Origin of the sequence: Bradyrhizobium sp. S3.12.5 (assembly GCF_040548225.1) — a bacterium.
GTDB lineage: Bacteria > Pseudomonadota > Alphaproteobacteria > Rhizobiales > Xanthobacteraceae > Bradyrhizobium > Bradyrhizobium cytisi.
Map to the genome: position 1 here is coordinate 18,609 of NZ_JBEPRF010000033.1, position 18,487 is coordinate 37,095.

Genomic DNA, 18,487 nt, shown 5'->3' on the forward strand with positions numbered 1-18,487 from the left:
TGCGATGGTTGACGCTCATATAGGAGGGGGGGAGGGGCCCGCAAGGACCGAGCGCAAGTTTCGGCCGTGAAAACATTGGGTTTTGGAAGATCATATCCGGGCCTCACCGCCCTTGCGGGTGAGGAAATATTAACAGGTTCGGCCATCTGCCAGCCCCGCCGCCCGTGATTGGCCCGGCCCTGTTGCCGGCGCGCCAAACCCGCTAAAAGGCGCCGGCCGGACAGCCTCGCCATGGGCTGCCTCCCATGGGGCTGCTTCGCGCGACAAAGCGGCCCAATCGCCGACCATTGAACGGCCTCAATGTGAACCAATCAGAGTGCCCATGAAGCTGACCCGCCCCCTCGCCGCGCTCGCCCTGCTCGTTGCCACAGCATTTCCGGCGCTCTCCGCCGACGCCGTGTTTCCGCCTGGCTTGCGCCTCGGCATGGTGCCGCTGGTCGGGCTGAACACGGCCAAGACCTTTCCGGGCTTCGAGAGTGAGGACGGCAGCGTCAAGGTGCTGATCACCGAGCTGCCGCCGGCGGCCTATGGCGAGGTCGTGGGCGCCTTCAACGCCAATCCGGCCGGCAGCAACGGCATCAAGCCGGACAAGATTGAGACGCTCGCGGGCCTTGCCTATTTCACCACCGAGAGCGGCAAGGCCGGCACGACCCCGGTGAGGCGCTATTCGATGATCGTGCCGGGCACCGGCTTCTCCGGCTATGTCGCCGTGCAGGTGCCCGAGAACGCGTCGAGGATCTACACCGATGAGGCGGTGCGGCAGATGTTTGCCACCGCCGTGACCCGCAAGGAGGTGTCGGCTGACGAGCAGATCGGGCTGATGCCGTTCAAGATCACCGATCTCGCCAGCTTCAAGGACATCCGCACGCTGGTCCCGGGCTCGAGCATCATCTTGGCCGACGGCAACGAGAGCTCGGGCTATGAATCTAAGCCGTTCATGATCCTCGGCCTGATCGGCGCCACGCCGCAGCAGGCTGACGACCGCGCCCGCTTTGCCCAGGAGGCGGCGCTCCAGATCCCCGGGGTGCGCGAGTCCCGCGTCACCATGTCGGAGCCGATCCGCATCAACGGCCAGCCGGGCTTCGAGACCCGGATCGACGGCGTCAGTGGCAAGGACAAGACGCCGGTGACCGTGGTGCAGTGGATCCGCTTCGCGCCCGGCGGTGCTTCGCTCCGCATCATCGCCAGCGCGCCGCGCGACCAGTGGCCGGACGCCTTCACCCGCTTCCGCGCCGTGCGCGACGGCATCCAGCCCAAGGGCTAGTTTCTTGGGGCTGACAGCCCAACCGCTCACCAGAGCCGGCTGCATTTTCGGGCTTTTGTTCGTACACGAACGGAACTAGGCTTCCCTCCATTGGATCATCCTGGAGGGGAGGCCGACGATGCTAAACCGACGACAGATCTTGGCGGCGCTGGGGACCACGGCCCTCGCGGGCCTCGCTCCATCCGCACTTTTCGCAGCGGCCACGATCAAGCCCGACGACACATCCGCGCTGCTCGTGATCGACGTGCAAAACTGCTTCCTGCCCGGCGGCAGCCTCGCGGTAAAGGAAGGCGAGCAGGTCGTGCCTGTGATCAACAAGATGGCGAAAGCGTTCTCGAACGTGGTGATGACGCAGGACTGGCACACGCCCGGCCACGTCTCGTTCGCTTCGGTGCATTCCGGCAAGAAGCCGTTCGAGACCATCGACCTGCCCTACGGCAAGCAGGTGCTGTGGCCCGACCATTGCGTGCAAGGCACCGACGGCGCCTTGCTGTCGAAGGACCTCTCGATCCCGCAGGCCGAGCTCATCATCCGCAAGGGCTTTCACAAGGACGTCGACAGCTATTCGGCGTTCCTCGAAGCCGACGGCAAGACCTCGACCGGACTTGCCGGTTATCTCAAGGGCCGCAAGATCAAGCGCGTCTTCGTTGCGGGTCTCGCAACGGATTTCTGCGTCGCCTGGACCGCGCTCGATGCGCGCAAGGCGGGTTTTGAGGTCTATGTCGTGGAAGACGCCTGCCGCGGCATCGACAATCAGGGCTCGCTCGCGAAGGCCTGGGCCGATATGGCCAAGGCCGGCGTGAAGCGGATTCAGTCTGCGGATATCGCGGCGAGCGCGTAAGACAAAGCGCGATCGCTACCAAACCTTCATGCTGAGGAGCGCGCCCTTCGCGTGCGTCTCGAAGGATGAAGGCCGAGCTGATACAGCGGGGCCTTCATGGTTCGAGACGGCGCTTCGCGCCTCCTCACCATGACGATCAATCAGTCCGCCTCGTTGCTGTTCGCCGCGGGCGCGGGCTTGGTGCCACCCTTGGCGACGCCGACCAGCGCCGGACGCAGCACGCGATCGCCGATGGTGTAGCCGGCCTGCATGACCTGCACCACTGTGCCCGCGGGCACCGACGCATCGGGCACCTCATACATCGCCTGCTGGAAGTTCGGATCGAACTTCTGGCCCTGCGGATCGAACTTCTTCACGCCGTGCTTTTCCAGCGCGTTGAGCAGCGAGCGCTCGGTGAGCTCGACGCCTTCGATCAGCGCGATCAGGCCGGGATCGGCGGCGGCACGCGCTTCGGCCGGAACGGCGTCGAGCGCGCGCTGAAGATTGTCGGCAATGTCGAGCACGTCGCGGGCAAAGCCGGTGACGCCGTAGAGCTTGGAGTCAGCGACCTCCCTGGCGGTGCGCTTGCGCAGATTTTCCATCTCGGCCAGCGTCCGCAGCATGCGGTCGCGTGACTCGGCGGCTTCCTTCTGCAGCAATTCCACCGAACCCGGCTCGGGATCGTCGGGCATGATGTAGGGTTTTGACACCACCGGCTCGCCGGTCGCGGCGGTCGTGTCTTCGGGTTGCCGGTCTTGATCGGTCATCGGCTCTCTTTTCAAGCTCGTCTTACGGGATTTTGCTGGCCCGGATATCGTGCTTCGGGCGCTGAAAATCAAGCGCCCGTGATCGGCTCAAATGCCGGTCAGCCCCCCAGCAGGCGGCTGACGATGCGGGCGGCATAGTCCACGGTCGGGATCACACGGGCATAATTCAGCCGCGTCGGCCCGATCACGCCCAGAACGCCGACGATGTGGCCGGCCGCGTCCCGATAGGGCGAGATGATGGTGGAGGACCCCGACAGCGAGAACAGCTTGTTCTCCGAACCGATGAAAATCCGCACGCCTTCGGCGGTTTCGGCGCGCCCGAGCAGGTCGATCACGCCGCGCTTGGTCTCGAGATCGTCGAACAGCAGCCGCACCCGCTCGAGATCCTCCAGCGCGTGCAGATCCTCCAGCAGATTGGCGTGGCCGCGAACGATGAGCTGGCGGTCTTCATTATCGCCGCCGGACCAGCTCGCAATCCCGGCCGAGATCACCTTTTGCGTCAATTGGTCGAGCTCGGCGCGAGCCTCGCCGAGCGCGGTTTCCAGCTCGAGTCGCGCCTCGGCGAGTGTCCGGCCGCGAATCCGCGAATTGAGGAAGTTGCCGGCTTCGGTGATGGCCGAGGAGGGAACCCCCGGCGGCAGCGTCAGCACGCGGTTTTCGACCTGGCCGTCCTCGCCGACCAGGATCACCAGCGCCTTCTCGGGTTCCAGCCGGACGAATTCGATGTGTTTCAGCCGGGTATTCGATTTCGGCGTTAGAACGACAGCAGCGGTGCGGGTGAGACCCGACAGCCGCGTCAGCGCCTGGTCGAGCGCCGCCTCGACCGACTGCGCCTGCCCGACCGAGGTCAGCTGGCTCTGGATCGACTGCCGCTCGGCGTCGTTGAGGTCGCCGACCTGCATCAAGGCGTCGACAAAGAAGCGCAAGCCGAGTTCCGTGGGCAGCCGGCCAGCAGAGGTGTGGGGCGCATAAATCAGGCCGAGATGTTCCAGATCGGCCATGACGTTGCGGACCGAGGCCGGCGACAGCGGCATCGCGATCAGCCGTGAGATGTTGCGCGAGCCCACCGGCTCACCGGTCGCGAGATAGCTTTCGACAATTTGACGAAAGATGTCGCGGGAACGCTCGTTGAGCTGGGCGAGGCCTGCGCGCGGCGCGATCAGATGGATCGGATCGTGATGGGCCACAGGGTAACTCCTCTCAGATGCTGATAATTTGTCCATCCCCGAGGGTTCTGACAAGCGTGGCGTTTGCGGGGTGGAAAACCGGGGGTCAAAAAGCCTTGTCTTCCCCCCTTGCCGCCCACCCTCACCCCACCTACAAGCACCGCGAATAGCCCTTTTCCGAGAGTTTTGGAGGAATTCCCATGCGGCCAAGCCGCCGTGCGCCCGACGAATTGCGCCCCGTGACGCTGGAGCGTGGCGTGGTCAAATATGCGGAAGGCTCCTGCCTCGTGAAGTTCGGCGACACCCATGTGCTGGTCACCGCTACGCTGGAAGACCGCCTGCCGCCCTGGCTGAAGGGCCAGGGCCGCGGCTGGGTCACCGCCGAATACGGCATGCTGCCGCGCGCGACCTCCGAACGCACCCGCCGCGAAGCCGCCGCCGGCAAGCAGAGCGGCCGCACCGTCGAGATTCAGCGCCTGATCGGGCGTTCGTTGCGCACCATCGTCGATCTCGAAGCGCTCGGCGAGCGCCAGATCACGGTCGATTGCGACGTGCTCCAGGCCGACGGCGGCACCCGCACCGCCTCGATCACCGGCGCCTGGGTCGCGCTCGCCGACTGCATCAACTGGATGAAGACGCGCAACATGATCAAGGCCAACGTGATGCGCGACAACGTCGCCGCGATCTCCTGCGGCATCTATCAGGGCAAGCCGGTGCTGGATCTCGACTATGCCGAGGATTCGGAAGCCCAGACCGACGCCAATTTCGTCATGACCGGCGATGGCCGCATCATCGAGGTGCAGGGCACGGCGGAACGCGAGCCGTTTACCCAGGACGAGTTCCTTGCGCTGATCGCCCTGGCGCAAAAGGGCATCGCGCGTCTCGTGGACTTGCAGAAACTGGCTGTCGCGTAGTCAATAAGCCCATGCACCGCCGAATCACCGGAAAGCTCGTCATCGCGACCCATAATCCCGGCAAGCTCGCCGAGATGAAGGAGCTGCTCGCGCCTCATGGCATCGAGGTGGTGTCGGCCGGCGAGCTCGGCCTGCCCGAGCCAGACGAGACCGGCAACGATTTCCGCAGCAATGCAGCGATCAAGGCGGTCGCGGCGGCGCAGACGACGAAGTTGCCCGCTTTCGCCGACGATTCCGGCATCATGGTCGATGCGCTCGACGGCGCGCCCGGCATCCACAGCGCGCGCTGGGCCGGACCGTCCAAGGATTTCGCTGCCGCAATGGCGCAGATCGAGCGCCTGTTGCAGGAGCGTGGCGCCACCACGCCGGACAAGCGCAAGGCGCATTTCGTCTCCGCGCTCTGCGTCGCCTGGCCCGACGATCATCTCGAAGAGGTCGAGGCGCGCGTCGACGGCACGCTGGTGTGGCCGCCGCGCGGCACCGCCGGCTTCGGCTACGATCCGATGTTCCTGCCGGATGGTTACGACCGCACCTTCGGCGAGATGACCGGCATTGAAAAGCACGGCCTGCCGCCGCTCGGCCTCGGCCTGTCGCACCGCGCCCGCGCCTTCGTGAAACTGGCGGAGATCTGCCTTGAGCCGCGCTAGAGCGTTTTCGAGCGAAGTGGATACCGGTTCGCGCCAGGAAAACGCGTCAAAACAGGAATCCGAAGCCTTTGGCGTCTACGTGCACTGGCCGTTCTGCCTGTCGAAGTGCCCCTATTGCGACTTCAACAGCCATGTCCGCCACGCCGCGATCGACGAGGTGCGCTTTGCATCCGCCTTCGCCCGCGAGATCGAAACCACCGCACAGCGCTCGCCCGGCCGCGAGGTGACCTCGATCTTCCTCGGCGGCGGGACACCGTCGCTGATGCAGCCGGCAACCGTCGGCGCCGTGCTCGACGCGATCGGCAAGCACTGGAAAGTTGCCAACGACGTCGAGGTGACACTCGAGGCGAACCCGACCAGTGTCGAAGCCACGCGCTTTGCCGGCTATCGCGCAGCCGGCGTCAACCGCGTCTCGCTCGGCGTGCAAGCGCTCGACGATACCTCGCTGAAGGCGCTGGGCCGCATGCACAGCGCGCGCGAGGCGCTCGATGCCGTTGCGATCGCGCGCCGTTCGTTCGACCGTTATTCGTTCGATCTGATCTACGCCCGGCCGGACCAGACGCCGGCGATGTGGGCCGATGAACTGCGTCTCGCAATCGACGAAGCGGCCGAGCATCTGTCGCTCTATCAGTTGACGATCGAGGAAGGCACGCCGTTCTTCGGCCTACACCAGGCCGGCAAGCTGAAGACGCCCGACGAAGCGGTCGCGCGCGCGCTTTACGACGTGACACAGGAGACCTGCGACAAGCTGGGGCTGCCTGCCTACGAGATTTCCAATCACGCGCGGCGCGGTGCCGAGTGCCGGCACAATCTGGTGTACTGGCGCGGCGAGGAATATGCCGGCATCGGTCCCGGCGCCCATGGCCGCCTCGATATCGACGGCATCCGCCATGCCACCGCCACCGAGAAGCGTCCCGAAGCCTGGGTGATGCGCGTCGAAAGCAGCGGCCATGGCGTCGTCACCGACGATCTTCTCAACAGCGAAGAACGCGCCGACGAATTCTTGCTGATGGGACTGCGCTTGGCCGAAGGTATCGACCCCGAGCGCTACACCGCGCTCTCCGGCCGCCCGCTCGATCCCAAACGCATCGCGCTACTGCGCGAGGAAGGCGCGATCACGGTGGATGCGACGGGCCGTTTGCGCGTCACGAGCAGCGGATTCCCAGTGCTGGATGCGGTGGTCGCGGATCTCGCAGCATAATGAGATCTCGTGGGGTGGGCAAAGCGGAGCGTGCCCACCATTCCATGAAAATTTGTTGAGAGATGATGGGCACGGCGCGCAAGCGCGCGCCTTTGCCCACCCTACAGCAGCTCGTTAAGCCCCAAAGCTCTTCGGTGAGCCCGCGACTGCAACGCCGCCGCCCGTCGTCACCTTCATCACCGCGAGCCCACGCTCATTGGTGCCGTCGGCGCGGAAGCGGAACAGGCCGTCGATGCCGGCGAAGCCGGAGGGATTGGTGAGCACGTCGGACGAGAAGCGCGTGGTGCCCTGCGTGCGCGCGAGCGCTGCGACAAGCGCCACCGCGTCATAGGCGAGCGTCGCGGTGCGGATCGGTTCGGCACCATATTTGGTACGGTAGCGGCCGGAGAACGCGCGGAAGCCGGCCGGATCGGGTGCGGCATAGAGGCCACCCTGCAGGCTTGGGCTGGCATAGACACGCGGGCTGTCCCACAGGCCGGTGCCGAGCAGCTGGATGTTGCGCAAATTCGCGCCCGCTGCGGTCATTGCATCCGCGACCGCGACGACGGCATCGCCGTCATCGGCAATGAACAGTGCATCCGCGCTGCCGAGCTGCTGCGCGACGGTGCGCGCCGGCGTCGCGCGATCGGCGCCGTATTTCTCGAACGCGACGATGCGTCCGCCGCGCCTGGGCACTGCGGCCTTCACCGCGGCTTCGACCACATTGCCATAGGCATTGTCGGGCACGAGCACGGCGACGGAGCGTTTCCCGATGCTGGCGGAATATTCGACGATGCGATTGACGTCGGACTCAGGCAGGAAGCTCAAGAGATAGACGCCGCGGCCTGCGATGCTCGAATCGGTCGAGAACGCCATCACCGAGATGCCGCGCGTGCGCGCGACCTGCGCCACGGCGGGGACCGACTGTGCAAACAGCGGCCCCAGAATGATCTCGGCGCCTTCGTCGATTGCCTGCTGCGCACCGGCTTGCGCACCTTGCGGGCTGCCATTGTCGTCCTTGATCAGGAGCTGGATGTTCGGGTTCTGGAACTCGGCCAGCGCCATCTCGGCGGCGTTGTGCATCGACTGCGCGGCAAGTCCGGCATTGCCGGCGGCCGAGAGCGGCAGGATCACGCCGACCTTCACCCCGCCGGCGCCGGCGGTCGTCGCCTGTTGCGGCGGCCCGGCCGGCTGGGCCGGCGGCGGGGATGAGCTCGAGAACGGGTTGGAAAACTGGCTGAGGCTCTGCTGCACGCCGGCGCAGGCTGACAGCAAGGGCGCGCCGAGCAGCAGGCCAAGCGCACTCCGCCGGGTCGCCCCCGACAAACGGGACCCGTTAACGGAAGACTTCAGATCACGCGGGCCCACCATGGCAGCTCTTCTTCTGATCTTCCGTCGCCGGCCGATCACAGCAAATCTTGCCGCGACAGAAGCCGCGGATTCAGGCATATTGTCGGCAAATAGTTAACCAAAACAAAAGGATAATGCCCGCTTAACGCGACTGCCTTACGTTCCTGGTTGGCTGCTCGCCGTCCGTCATCCAGCATCAAAGCGGGGTTTCCGCCACGAATATGGCGCTGACGCTTCATTTGCTAGGGAATGTGATGCCGGATGGATCACATTCCAGTCTTTCCTCGCCCCAGTTCAGTATCTTGCCCGGCACGATCTTTTTCGGGGGACCGGTTCCCAGCCCCGGGGATCATGCCTAAGTTCGTCTGATTATGCGCGCAAAGCCGGCCCCGATAAATACGACTGAAGCTACGGACGCCGCCCCGCGCGGTTTCTCCATCGACGCCCATCGGCTCGCGGTGCCGAAGGCGGCGGCCGGCCTCTATCTGGTCGCGACCCCGATCGGCAATCTCGGCGACATCACCCTCCGTGCGCTGCAGACGCTGGCCGGGGTCGACGTCATCTGCTGCGAGGACACCCGCATCACGCGGCGCCTGACCGAGCGTTACAATATCTCGGCGCCGCTCAAGCAATATCACGAGCACAATGCCGAGGCCGCCCGCCCAAGGATCCTGGAGGCGCTTGCCGCAGGCGGCTCGGTCGCGCTGGTGTCGGACGCCGGCACGCCGCTGATCTCCGATCCCGGCTTCAAGCTGGTCCGCGATGTCTGCGCAGCCGGCCATGCGGTCTATGCGCTACCCGGCCCATCCTCGGTGCTGGCGGCGCTGTCGGTCGCGGCCCTGCCGACCGACCGTTTCTTCTTCGAGGGATTTTTGCCGGCGAAATCCGCCGCGCGGCGGTCGCGCCTCACCGAACTTGCCCGCATCGACGCGACGCTGGTGATGTTCGAATCCGGCAATCGGGTACAGGATACGCTCGCCGAGCTCGCCGAGATCATGGGCACGCGCGAGGCCGCAATCTGCCGCGAGCTGACAAAACTGCACGAGGAGATCTCGCGCGCGAAGCTCGATGAGCTGGCGCGCGAGGCGGACACGCTGGAGACGCGCGGCGAATTCGTGCTGGTGATCGCTCCGCCTGCCGCGGATGCCGACGTGCTGACACCGGACGCGCTGGACGATCTCCTGCGCGAGCAGCTCGCCACCCATAGCGTCAAGGACGCCGTCGCACACGCAGTCGCGCTCTCGGGTCGGCCGCGGCGCGAGGTCTATGCCCGCGCGCTCGAACTCGCAAAAGATTTGCGGGGCGGCGATGGCGAAGCCTAAGGATCCAGCGGATCCGAAACCGGAACCGAAGATCGCCTCGCCCGAGCGCGTCGCCGCGTTCCGCACCGGCATCTCCGCGGAGAGCCGCGCCGCTGCCTATCTGATGGCGAAGGGCTACCGCATCCTCGCCAAGCGCTACCGCACCCCGCATGGCGAGATCGACCTCGTGGCGCGCCGCCGCAACCTGATCGCCTTTGTCGAGGTCAAGGCGCGTGCCAGCCTCGATGAGGCCGCCTATGCGGTGACGCCGCGCCAGCAGCGGCGCATCATCGACGCCGCGCAGGGCTGGCTTGTCACGCATCCCGAGCATGCGGAATTCGAATTGCGATTCGACGCCATGCTGATTGCGCCGCGATCACTTCCACGCCATGTGTTGGCGGCATTCGACGCCTCGACCTGAAAGGCAGACCATGAAACTGAACGTCGCCGTCCAGATGGACCCCATCGCCCGTATCAACATCAAGGGCGATTCCACCTTTGCGCTGCTTCTGGAGGCGCAGAAGCGCGGCCACGGCCTGTCCTATTACACACCCGACAAGCTCTCGATGGTCGGCGACGAGATCGTCGCACCGGTGCAGCTCCTGACCGTGCGCGACGAGCCCGGCGATCACTTCACGCTCGGCGAGCCCAGGCGCGAGGCGCTGAACGGCTTTGACGTGGTGCTGCTGCGCCAGGATCCGCCGTTCGATCTCGCCTACATCACCTCGACGCACCTGCTCGAGCGCATCCATCCGAAGACGCTGGTCGTCAACGACCCGGCCTCGGTGCGCAATGCGCCCGAAAAGCTGTTCGTGATGAACTTTCCGCAGTTGATGCCGCCGACCCTGATCTCGCGCGACCTCGATGAGATCAACGCCTTCCGCGACAAGTACGGTGCCGTCGTGATGAAGCCGCTGCACGGCCATGGCGGCGCCGCGGTCTTCCGCGTGATGCCGCAGGACATGAATTTCGGCTCGCTCTACGACATGTTCTCGGTCACCTTCAAGGAGGCCTGGGTGATCCAGCAGTTCATCCCCGAGGTGAAGCTCGGCGACAAGCGCATCATCCTGGTCAATGGCGAGTTCGCTGGCGCGGTGAACCGCGTGCCGGCCGCCGACGACCTCCGCTCCAACATGGTGCGCGGCGGCGCCGCAAAGGAGACCGAGCTGACGCCGCGCGAGCGCGAGATCTGCGCCACCGTCGGCCCGGCGTTGCGCGAGCGCGGCCTGGTGTTCGTCGGCCTCGACGTCATCAACGGCAACCTCACCGAGATCAACGTGACCTCGCCGACCGGCATCCGCGCCATCGCGCGGCTAGGCGGCCCCGATGTTGCGGCGAAGATCTGGGACGCGATCGAGCAGAAGCGGGCGAAGTAAGCAGCGGCGCTACAGACATCAACGGAAACATTGACCGCGCTTCACTAACCACCCATTCACCATGACGCTCCCCGCCTCGTGCGAACGCACGAGCGCGCCTGCGTGAATCTACGGGGCCGCTGGCCGCGCGGCTAACGCGGCATTCACCATCTGCCCAGAACCCGCGCCGTCACTGACCATCACACTCGGCCTCGCAACACCCCTTATACTTTTACTCCCTACTCATCGATGCCGGGGAACCCGCCACGTGCGGTTCGAGTGCCCCGCGTAAGAGTAGAAGCGTATGAACACCGCACGCATTGTCGTTCTCGTCATCGCACTTGGCGCCGGCGGCGTCGCCGCGTATCTGGCGAGCGGCTACGACAACAAGCCCGCGCCCGCGCTCCCGGTGGCCGAGAAGCTGCCGACGGTCGAGGTGCTCGTCGCCAAATCCGACATTCAGCTCGGCCAGGCCGTGAAGGCCGAGGATCTGCAATGGCAGACCTGGCCGCAATCGACCGCGAGCGGCGCCTTCATCCGCCGCGACAGCAGGCCCGACGCGCAGACCCAGATCGCCGGCTCGATCGCGCGCGTGCCCTTGATGCAGGGCGAGCCGATCCGCGAGCAGAAGCTGGTGAAGGCCGACGGCTCCGGCTTCATGGCCGCGATCCTGCCGTCCGGCATGCGAGCCGTGTCCACCGAGATCTCCGCCGAGACCGGGGCCGGCGGCTTCATCCTGCCGAACGACCGCGTCGACATCGTCCTGACGCGACGCCTGAAGAACCCTGATGGCGCCAACACCAACAGCTCGACCGGCGGCAATGACCTGATCCTGTCGGAAGTCATCCTGACCAACATCCGCGTGCTCGCGATCGACCAGGCGCCGAAGGAGAAGGACGGCCAGAACGCCGTGCTCGGCAAGACGGTCACGCTCGAGCTCCGGCCCGACCAAGTCGCGACGCTGTCGGCCTCGCGCCAGGGCGGCGCGCTGACACTTGCATTGCGCAGCATCGCCGATGCCAGCGCCTCCGACGGCACGCCCGAGGACCAGTCGCTCAAACAACGCTCGAGCGGCGTGAACGTGATCCGCTACGGCGTGCAGGCGCGACAACTGACGTCACAGAAGTGATGGGGACATGATGAACTACGGGGGTAATCGGATGGGCCTGCGCATTCGGGGGAAGCGCGCTGGCTCGTTCCGGGCAGGGGCAATGCTGATGCTGGGGCTGCTCGCAGCCCCCGATCTCGTCCGCGCTGCGGATGCGCCGGTCGGAGACCAGGCGCCGATGCAGGCGCCGGATCTCGGCGTGTCGCCGGTCGCAACCATCGCGCCGGCGCGGACGCGTTCGCTGTCGCTCGGCGTCGGCAAGTCGGTCGTCATCGACCTGCCGCGCGAGGTCAAGGACGTGCTGGTGGCCGATCCCAAGATCGCCAATGCTGTGATCCGCTCAGCGCAGCGCGCCTATATCATCGGCGGCCAGGTCGGCCAGACCAACGTGGTGTTCTTCGGCGCCGACGGCCAGCAGGTTGCTTCCTACGACATCGCGGTCAAGCGCGACCTCAACGGCATGCGCACGGCGCTGCGCGCATCGCTGCCGGGCGTGCAGATCGAGGGCGTCGGCGACAGCGTGATGCTGACCGGCTCGGTGTCGAGCCCGGTCGAGGCCCAGCAGGCCGGCGACGTCGCCGCCAAGCTCGTCGGCGGCGCCGACAAGGTCGTCAACAACATCGTCGTGCGCGGCCGCGACCAGGTGATGCTGAAGGTCGTTGTCGGCGAAGTCCGCCGCGACATCGTCAAGCAGCTGGGTGTCGATCTCAGCGCCAGCCTGAACGCCGGCACCGCAGTGGTGAATTTCAACAATTCCAACCCGTTCTCGGCCAGTGGCGGACCGCTGGTCAGCGGCAACGGGCTCGGCGTCGCCGGCCTCGCCAAGGGCGTCGCCACCGTCAGCGCCACGATGCGCGCGATGGAAAGCGCCGGCGTGATGCGCACCCTGGCCGAGCCGAGTCTGACGGCGATCTCCGGCGAATCCGCGACCTTCATCGCGGGCGGCGAATTCCCGATCCCCGCAGGCTATTCCTGCGATCCGACCACGCATGTCTGTACCACCCAGATTTCCTACAAGAAATTCGGCATCTCCCTGAACTTCACGCCGGTCGTGCTGAGCGAAGGCCGGATCAGCCTGCGGGTGATGACCGAGGTCTCGGAGCTGTCGAACCAGAACGCCATCACCGTGTCGCAGGCACTGTCCTCGAGCTCGACCAACTCGATCACCATCCCCTCGGTCCAGACCCGTCGCGCCGAGACGACGCTGGAAATTCCCTCGGGCGGCTCGATGGCGATGGCCGGCCTGATCCAGCAGCAGACCAAGCAGGCCGTCAACGGCCTGCCCGGCGTCGACCAGGTGCCGATCCTCGGCGCGCTGTTCCGCAGCCAGGACTTCGTCAACAACGAGACCGAGCTGATGGTGATCGTGACCCCCTATGTGGTGCGCGCGGTCGCCCAGAAGGAATTGTCGCGGCCCGATGACGGCTTCGCGCCGTCCTCGGATGCGCAGTCGGCGCTGCTCGGCCGCATGAACCGCCTCTACGGCATCGCCCGCCGCGCCGATCCGATCGACGGCGATCGCGGTGATTTCGGCTTCATCATCGACTGACACCAACGGTTTGGGGACCGGGCAAGACACGACACGGACAAGAGGGGATGAAGCGATGACGAAGACAAATGATCGACGTCGCAATTTGCGCATCGCGCTCGCGCTGACGGGGCTCTCCGTCATGCTGGGAGCCTGCAACACCACGGGCGACGTCGTCACCACCCAGACGGTACCGACCGACTACCGCATGCGTCACCCGATCGCGGTGCAGGAAGCCAAGCGCTCGATCGTGATCTTCGTCGGCAAGGCGCGCGGCGGACTTTCGACCGCGCAGCACGCCGACGTGACGGGCATCGCCCAGGACTGGGTGCGCGAAGGCACCGGCTCCGTCGTCGTCGACGTGCCCATCGACACCGCGAATTCGCGCGCGGCCGCTGCGACCTACCACGAAATCCGCGTCGTGCTCGGCAGCGGCGGCGTGCCGTCGCGCGCCATCGTCCAGCATCGCTATCGTCCCGAAGACCCCGCCCTGCTGCCGACCATCCGGCTGAGCTATTCCAAGATCGCGGCGGTGGCCGGCCCCTGCGGGCTGTGGCCAGAGGACATGGGACCGTCGATCCTCGACCCCGGCTACAACGAGAACCGGCCTTACTTCAATCTCGGCTGCGCCACCCAACGTAATCTTGCCGCGATGATCGACAACCCCGCCGACCTCGAGCAGCCGCGCGCGGAGACGCCGGCCTATACCGCACGGCGCGACATCGCCTTCGACCGCTACCGCAAGGGCACCTCCACCGCGACCGCTTATCCCGAGGCTGACAAGGCCAAACTCAGCGAAACAGGCAAATGACGGGCATCCACGACGAAGAGGCGGACGATCCGCAGCACCCCGAGGAGCACATTGCGCCGGTTCCCCGGATCTCGGTGCAGGCCTTTTGCGAGACCGAGCAGACGCTCGCCGCGGTGACCGCGGCCGGGCAGGACCGCCGTCTCGCCAAGGCGCATCTCACCGCCAGGAGCGGCGGCCTCGCCGCGGCAATCGATGTCTATGACACGATGCCGACGCCGAACGTCATCGTGATCGAATCCGACGGCACACGCGACATCCTCGAGGGCCTCGACGACCTCGCCGGCGTTTGCGATCCCGGCACCCGCGTGGTCGTGATCGGCAACCCCAACGACACCGCGCCCTACCGTGAGCTGGTGCGTCGCGGCGTCAACGACTACGTGGTCGGGCCGGTCGAAACCCTCGACGTCGTGCGCTCGATCTGCAGCCTGTTCTCGGCCTCCGAAGCCATCATCACCGGCCGCGTCATCGCGGTGGTCGGCGCCAAGGGCGGCGTCGGCGCCTCCACCGTCGCGCACAACGTGGCCTGGACCATCGCGCGCGACCTCGCGCTCGATTCCGTCGTGATCGATCTCGACCTCGCCTTCGGCACCGCCGGCCTCGACTACAACCAGGATCCGGCGCAGGGCATTGCGAACGCGGTGCTGTCGCAGGACCGGCCGGACACGGCGTTGATGGAGCGCCTGCTCGCCAAATGCACCGACCGCCTCAGCCTCCTCGCTGCACCTGCCACCCTTGATCGCGTCTATGATTTCGGCGCGGAAGCGTTCGATGCGATCTTCGACACGTTGCGCATGACCACGCCCTGCATCGTGCTCGACGTGCCGCATCAATGGTCGGCCTGGACCAAGCGCGCGCTAGTCAATGCCGACGACATCGTGATCGTGGCCGAGCCGGATCTCGCCAACCTGCGCAACACCAAGAACATGCTGACCGTGCTCAAGGCGGCGCGGCCGAACGACCGGCCGCCACTCTACTGCATCAACCAGGTCGGCATGCACAAGCGCGCCGAGATCGACGTCAAATCGTTCGCCAAGACCATGGAAAGCCAGCCGCTGGCGGTGATCCCGTTCGATTCAAAGCTGTTCTCGACCGCCGCCAATAACGGCCAGATGATTGCGGAGGTCTCCAAGAGCCACCGCACCACCGAGCTGTTCCAGAATATGGCCAACCGCCTCGCCGGGCGCGGCGAAGTGAGGAAGCCGAAGCGTTCGCTGCTCGGACCGCTGCTGAAGAAGCTGAAGGGCAGGACCGGACGCGCATCCGCTCCGCATCGCAAGGCGTCGTAAGCGCGAAAACGTTCTCGAGCGCGCAGTGCTCTCGGCGGCGGCGGATTACTTCTCCGCCCGCTGCTGCTGCTTCTTCGACAGCAGCTGGCGTAGCGCCGTGACCTTTGCCGCCGCCTGATCCGGCGGCAGATCGGCCTTCACGATGGTCTCGGCCTCGGCCTGCTTGCCTTCCAGCCCCAGCACCAGTGCGAGATTACCCCGCACGCGGGAATCGGCCGGGTTGCGCCGATAGGCGCGGCGCATGGTGTCCTCGGCCCGCGGCAGATTGTTCTGGAGCATGTAGGACAGGCCGAGATTGGACAAAACCTGCGGCTCGTCCGGCACGATCTTCAGCGCCGACGCATAATATTGCTGCGCTTCCTCGTTGCGGCCGAGCTGATCGAGCGCCGCGCCCTGCGCCGACAGGATGTGCCAGTCCGGATCCTCCGGCGTATGCGCCCGGCTGAGCACGTCGAAGGCCTGCTGGAAATTGCCGTTGTCGGCGAGCGCGCGACCGTAGCCGGCGAGCAGCGCCTTGTTGCTGGGATGGGCGAGCACGGCCTGCTCCATCACCGCGACCGCCTGGGCGCGCTGGCCGGTCTCGCGCAGCGCCTTGCCATAGTCGAGGGCGATGGCGGGATCGCTGGGCCTGGCGCGATAGCGCTCCCGCAAGCCGTCCATGTCGGGCTTGATGTCGGGCTTGGCGTCCGCCGTAGCGGCCGCTTCCGGCTTGCCACCGACGCCGAGCGCGCCGGTCACATCCTCCAGGCTCGTGGTCTGGCAGCCACCGAGGGCAAGCACCAGGAGCGCGGGAAGCAGGAATCTCGCCGGGGGAGAGGCAAGGGACGAACGCTTGGACATACTCTGATCACCGCCGGCGGACTGATCAGAGATGCTTTGCCGATTAACGCTAAATTCCCGTTAAGGACGCCCGCCTCTTGGGCTTAGTCGGTAAATTCCGCGCCGAATTCGCAGCCGATGCGCCAGCGCAGGCGGCATTGGCGGGAATAGTCGGGTGCGAAGATGATGGTGAATTGCGGCGGCAGTTCCAGGAATTCCGCCACGACCTTGACGCCGCCATCCGAGATATCCGTGATCGTGCAGTCCCGTGGCAGCGACCCCGCGCCAAAATGGATCTTGGCGAGCCGCGTGCACATCCGGCGTTCGCTTCTGCGGCGATTTGCAAGCATTTGAATTGTTCACCCGTTAGATCACGGCCCATCCCGCAGCCCTAGGAGTAGCGGACATTCATTGGAATGTGCTGAGCGCAGCCGCTCGCATTCGAGGCGTAGTCGAAGCTTAGTGTCGCCGTCCCGTTTACCGGTCGTTAGGAATCGCGGCGCCCTTGCCTTCGTTCTTGTATTGTTCTTGTCAGGGCCATCGCGCTCTGCTACCCCTAATTGTGCGAGGGGGCATCATGGTCCAGCGGGTTTCGACAGTCGCCTTTGAAGGGATCGAGGCCCGCGCGGTCGACGTGCAGGTGCAGGTCGCCCCGGGCCTGCCGGCCTTCGCCATCGTCGGCCTGCCCGACAAGGCGGTATCGGAGGCGCGCGAGCGGGTCCGCTCGGCGCTGATCGCCTCGGGGCTGGCGCTGCCGGCGCGGCGGATCATCGTCAATCTCGCCCCTGCCGACGTCCCGAAGGAAGGCAGCCATTACGACCTGCCGATCGCGCTCGGGCTGATGGCGGCGATCGGCGCGATCCCGCCGGATGCGCTGACCGGTTTTACCGTGCTCGGCGAGCTCGGCCTCGACGGCTCGATCGCACCGGTGGCCGGCGTTTTGCCAGCCGCGATCGGCGCCAATGTGCGCGAGGAAGGCCTGATCTGTCCGGCGGCCTGCGGCTCGGAAGCGGCGTGGGCGAGCCCGGACATCCAGATTGTCGCCGCACACTCGCTGATTCAGATCGCCAACCATTTCAAGGGCACACAGGTGTTGTCGCGGCCCGTGCCGAAAGTCCATGAGGCAGCAAGCTCGCGGCTCGATCTGCGCGACATCAAGGGCCAGGAGAGCGCCAAGCGGGCGCTGGAGATCGCGGCCGCGGGCGGCCATCACCTGTTGATGATCGGCGCGCCCGGTGCCGGCAAATCGATGCTGGCGGCGCGGCTGCCCTCGATCCTGCCGCCGCTGTCGCCGGGCGAATTGCTCGAGGTCTCGATGATCGCCTCCGTCGCCGGCGAGATCGAGGGCGGCGCGCTGACATCGCAGCGGCCGTTTCGCTCGCCACATCATTCCGCCAGCATGGCCGCGCTGACCGGCGGCGGCGCGCGCGCGAAGCCCGGCGAGATCTCGCTGGCGCATCAGGGCGTGCTGTTCCTCGACGAGCTGCCCGAGTTCGATCCGCGCGTGCTGGATTCGCTGCGCCAGCCGCTGGAGAACGGCGAGGTCTCGGTCTCCCGCGCCAACCACCGCGTGACTTACCCCGCGCGCTTCATGCTGATCGCAGCGATGAACCCCTGCCGCTGCGGCCATGCGTTCGAGCCGGGCTATGCCTGCAAGCGCGGCCGCATCGATCGCTGCGCCGGCGATTACCAGGCGCGCATCTCCGGTCCGCTGATGGACCGCATCGATCTGCGCATCGAGGTCCCGGCCGTGACCGCGGCCGATCTGATCCTGCCGCCGGCGGCGGAAGGCTCCGCCGAAGTCGCCGCGCGCGTGGCGGCGGCGCGCGACATCCAGCTCAAACGCTACGCCGATGCCGGCCTGCCGCAGGTCCGCACCAATGCCGAGGCGCCGGCGTCCGTTCTGGAGGACATCGCCAAGCCGGACGCACAGGGCCAGAAGCTGCTGCGCGATGCCGCCGAGACCATGCGGCTGTCTGCGCGCGGCTATCACCGCGTGCTGCGGGTGGCCCGCACGCTCGCCGACCTCGACGGCGCCGACAAGATCGGCCGGCTGCATCTTGCCGAAGCGCTGTCCTACCGCGCACTCGCGGAGGATGTGCGGCAGTTGGCGTGAGCGCGCAGCGCATCAACCCGACGGTAACGAGTTTCCTTTACGCTCTGCAAACCAT

The 18,487-nt window shown here is 66.2% G+C and carries 18 protein-coding genes; 13 read left to right on the forward strand and 5 right to left on the reverse strand.

The annotated features are described in order from the left end of the window. Nucleotides 1-322: 322 nt before the first annotated feature. Together ABIC09_RS34040 and pncA are read left to right on the forward strand one after the other, a co-directional pair. Nucleotides 323-1,264: a hypothetical protein gene (locus tag ABIC09_RS34040; RefSeq protein ID WP_354111996.1), complete on the forward strand. Its 942-nt coding sequence runs from the start codon at nt 323-325 to the stop codon at nt 1,262-1,264. Nucleotides 1,265-1,382: 118 nt separating this feature from the next. After that, nucleotides 1,383-2,105, forward strand: coding sequence for a bifunctional nicotinamidase/pyrazinamidase (gene pncA, locus ABIC09_RS34045; protein ID WP_354085854.1), 723 nt, complete (start codon nt 1,383-1,385; stop codon nt 2,103-2,105). 140 nt (nt 2,106-2,245) lie between these two features. Here pncA and grpE read toward each other — a convergent pair whose 3' ends face one another. After that, complete coding sequence (gene grpE, locus ABIC09_RS34050) at nt 2,246-2,851, reverse strand: nucleotide exchange factor GrpE (protein ID WP_354031245.1); 606 nt, start codon at nt 2,849-2,851, stop codon at nt 2,246-2,248. Between the two features lie 98 nt (nt 2,852-2,949). After that, nucleotides 2,950-4,038 carry a heat-inducible transcriptional repressor HrcA gene (hrcA, locus tag ABIC09_RS34055; protein ID WP_148752715.1) on the reverse strand — a complete coding sequence of 363 codons (1,089 nt, stop codon included), beginning with the start codon at nt 4,036-4,038 and terminating at the stop codon, nt 2,950-2,952. A 179-nt stretch (nt 4,039-4,217) separates the two neighbouring features. On the opposite strand from hrcA, the gene rph reads away from it, so the two are divergent. From rph to hemW, 3 genes are read left to right on the forward strand one after another with little or no spacing between them, the layout of a single operon-like run. Then, nucleotides 4,218-4,931 (forward strand): ribonuclease PH, encoded by a 714-nt coding sequence (gene rph / locus ABIC09_RS34060; RefSeq protein WP_148752716.1) that lies wholly within the window; start codon nt 4,218-4,220, stop codon nt 4,929-4,931. Nucleotides 4,932-4,942: 11 nt separating this feature from the next. Next, entirely contained in the window at nt 4,943-5,578 is a 636-nt protein-coding gene (gene rdgB, locus ABIC09_RS34065) for an RdgB/HAM1 family non-canonical purine NTP pyrophosphatase (RefSeq protein WP_354111997.1), read from the forward strand. A gap of 16 nt (nt 5,579-5,594) precedes the next feature. Beyond that, a complete protein-coding gene (gene hemW / locus ABIC09_RS34070) occupies nt 5,595-6,779 on the forward strand; it encodes a radical SAM family heme chaperone HemW (RefSeq protein ID WP_148752833.1) in 1,185 nt (394 codons plus the stop codon). A gap of 114 nt (nt 6,780-6,893) precedes the next feature. On the opposite strand, the gene ABIC09_RS34075 is transcribed toward hemW, so the two are convergent. Beyond that, the gene (locus tag ABIC09_RS34075) at nt 6,894-8,129 is read right to left on the reverse strand and encodes a penicillin-binding protein activator (protein ID WP_354111998.1); all 1,236 of its coding nucleotides are present in this window, start codon (nt 8,127-8,129) and stop codon (nt 6,894-6,896) included. 350 nt (nt 8,130-8,479) lie between these two features. Between ABIC09_RS34075 and rsmI the strand changes: the two genes are divergently transcribed. The 7 genes from rsmI to ABIC09_RS34110 all read left to right on the forward strand — a co-directional run bounded on the left by rsmI (nt 8,480) and on the right by ABIC09_RS34110 (nt 15,497). After that, complete coding sequence (gene rsmI / locus ABIC09_RS34080; protein ID WP_354031242.1) at nt 8,480-9,430, forward strand: 16S rRNA (cytidine(1402)-2'-O)-methyltransferase; 951 nt, start codon at nt 8,480-8,482, stop codon at nt 9,428-9,430. Then, complete coding sequence (locus ABIC09_RS34085) at nt 9,417-9,830, forward strand: YraN family protein (RefSeq protein WP_354111999.1); 414 nt, start codon at nt 9,417-9,419, stop codon at nt 9,828-9,830. Before rsmI ends, ABIC09_RS34085 begins: the two co-directional genes overlap by 14 nt. Before the next feature lie 10 nt (nt 9,831-9,840). Continuing rightward, a complete protein-coding gene (gene gshB / locus ABIC09_RS34090; protein ID WP_354112000.1) occupies nt 9,841-10,785 on the forward strand; it encodes a glutathione synthase in 945 nt (314 codons plus the stop codon). A 283-nt stretch (nt 10,786-11,068) separates the two neighbouring features. Then, nucleotides 11,069-11,893: a Flp pilus assembly protein CpaB gene (gene cpaB, locus ABIC09_RS34095; RefSeq protein WP_354031239.1), complete on the forward strand. Its 825-nt coding sequence runs from the start codon at nt 11,069-11,071 to the stop codon at nt 11,891-11,893. Nucleotides 11,894-11,903: 10 nt separating this feature from the next. Further along, nucleotides 11,904-13,421, forward strand: coding sequence for a type II and III secretion system protein family protein (locus ABIC09_RS34100; protein WP_354031659.1), 1,518 nt, complete (start codon nt 11,904-11,906; stop codon nt 13,419-13,421). Between the two features lie 55 nt (nt 13,422-13,476). Beyond that, on the forward strand, nt 13,477-14,211 hold the full coding sequence (locus tag ABIC09_RS34105; protein WP_354112001.1) for a CpaD family pilus assembly protein: 735 nt from the start codon (nt 13,477-13,479) through the stop codon (nt 14,209-14,211). Continuing rightward, nucleotides 14,208-15,497, forward strand: a complete 1,290-nt coding sequence (locus ABIC09_RS34110) for a CpaE/TadZ family protein (RefSeq protein WP_354112002.1) — start codon at nt 14,208-14,210, stop codon at nt 15,495-15,497. The genes ABIC09_RS34105 and ABIC09_RS34110 overlap by 4 nt, the downstream gene beginning before the upstream one ends. 45 nt (nt 15,498-15,542) lie before the next feature. Here the strand turns inward: ABIC09_RS34110 and ABIC09_RS34115 are convergent, their stop codons facing one another. Then, nucleotides 15,543-16,337 (reverse strand): tetratricopeptide repeat protein, encoded by a 795-nt coding sequence (locus tag ABIC09_RS34115; protein ID WP_354031237.1) that lies wholly within the window; start codon nt 16,335-16,337, stop codon nt 15,543-15,545. A gap of 83 nt (nt 16,338-16,420) precedes the next feature. Further along, on the reverse strand, nt 16,421-16,666 hold the full coding sequence (locus ABIC09_RS34120; RefSeq protein WP_148738150.1) for a PilZ domain-containing protein: 246 nt from the start codon (nt 16,664-16,666) through the stop codon (nt 16,421-16,423). Nucleotides 16,667-16,893: 227 nt separating this feature from the next. Here ABIC09_RS34120 and ABIC09_RS34125 point away from each other — a divergent pair, with 227 nt between their 5' ends. Beyond that, nucleotides 16,894-18,432 (forward strand): YifB family Mg chelatase-like AAA ATPase, encoded by a 1,539-nt coding sequence (locus tag ABIC09_RS34125; protein WP_354112003.1) that lies wholly within the window; start codon nt 16,894-16,896, stop codon nt 18,430-18,432. Nucleotides 18,433-18,487 lie beyond the last annotated feature (55 nt).

What these genes read in the sequence shown, in the direction of transcription:
- ABIC09_RS34040 (WP_354111996.1), top strand. Translation starts at nt 323, where the DNA reads ATGAAGCTGACCCGCCCCCTCGCCGCGCTCGCCCTGCTCGTTGCCACA.
- pncA (WP_354085854.1), top strand. Translation starts at nt 1,383, where the DNA reads ATGCTAAACCGACGACAGATCTTGGCGGCGCTGGGGACCACGGCCCTC.
- grpE (WP_354031245.1), bottom strand. Translation starts at nt 2,851, where the DNA reads ATGACCGATCAAGACCGGCAACCCGAAGACACGACCGCCGCGACCGGC.
- rph (WP_148752716.1), top strand. Translation starts at nt 4,218, where the DNA reads ATGCGGCCAAGCCGCCGTGCGCCCGACGAATTGCGCCCCGTGACGCTG.
- rdgB (WP_354111997.1), top strand. Translation starts at nt 4,943, where the DNA reads ATGCACCGCCGAATCACCGGAAAGCTCGTCATCGCGACCCATAATCCC.
- ABIC09_RS34075 (WP_354111998.1), bottom strand. Translation starts at nt 8,129, where the DNA reads ATGGTGGGCCCGCGTGATCTGAAGTCTTCCGTTAACGGGTCCCGTTTG.
- rsmI (WP_354031242.1), top strand. Translation starts at nt 8,480, where the DNA reads ATGCGCGCAAAGCCGGCCCCGATAAATACGACTGAAGCTACGGACGCC.
- ABIC09_RS34085 (WP_354111999.1), top strand. Translation starts at nt 9,417, where the DNA reads ATGGCGAAGCCTAAGGATCCAGCGGATCCGAAACCGGAACCGAAGATC.
- gshB (WP_354112000.1), top strand. Translation starts at nt 9,841, where the DNA reads ATGAAACTGAACGTCGCCGTCCAGATGGACCCCATCGCCCGTATCAAC.
- cpaB (WP_354031239.1), top strand. Translation starts at nt 11,069, where the DNA reads ATGAACACCGCACGCATTGTCGTTCTCGTCATCGCACTTGGCGCCGGC.
- ABIC09_RS34100 (WP_354031659.1), top strand. Translation starts at nt 11,904, where the DNA reads ATGAACTACGGGGGTAATCGGATGGGCCTGCGCATTCGGGGGAAGCGC.
- ABIC09_RS34105 (WP_354112001.1), top strand. Translation starts at nt 13,477, where the DNA reads ATGACGAAGACAAATGATCGACGTCGCAATTTGCGCATCGCGCTCGCG.
- ABIC09_RS34110 (WP_354112002.1), top strand. Translation starts at nt 14,208, where the DNA reads ATGACGGGCATCCACGACGAAGAGGCGGACGATCCGCAGCACCCCGAG.
- ABIC09_RS34115 (WP_354031237.1), bottom strand. Translation starts at nt 16,337, where the DNA reads ATGTCCAAGCGTTCGTCCCTTGCCTCTCCCCCGGCGAGATTCCTGCTT.
- ABIC09_RS34120 (WP_148738150.1), bottom strand. Translation starts at nt 16,666, where the DNA reads ATGCTTGCAAATCGCCGCAGAAGCGAACGCCGGATGTGCACGCGGCTC.
- ABIC09_RS34125 (WP_354112003.1), top strand. Translation starts at nt 16,894, where the DNA reads ATGGTCCAGCGGGTTTCGACAGTCGCCTTTGAAGGGATCGAGGCCCGC.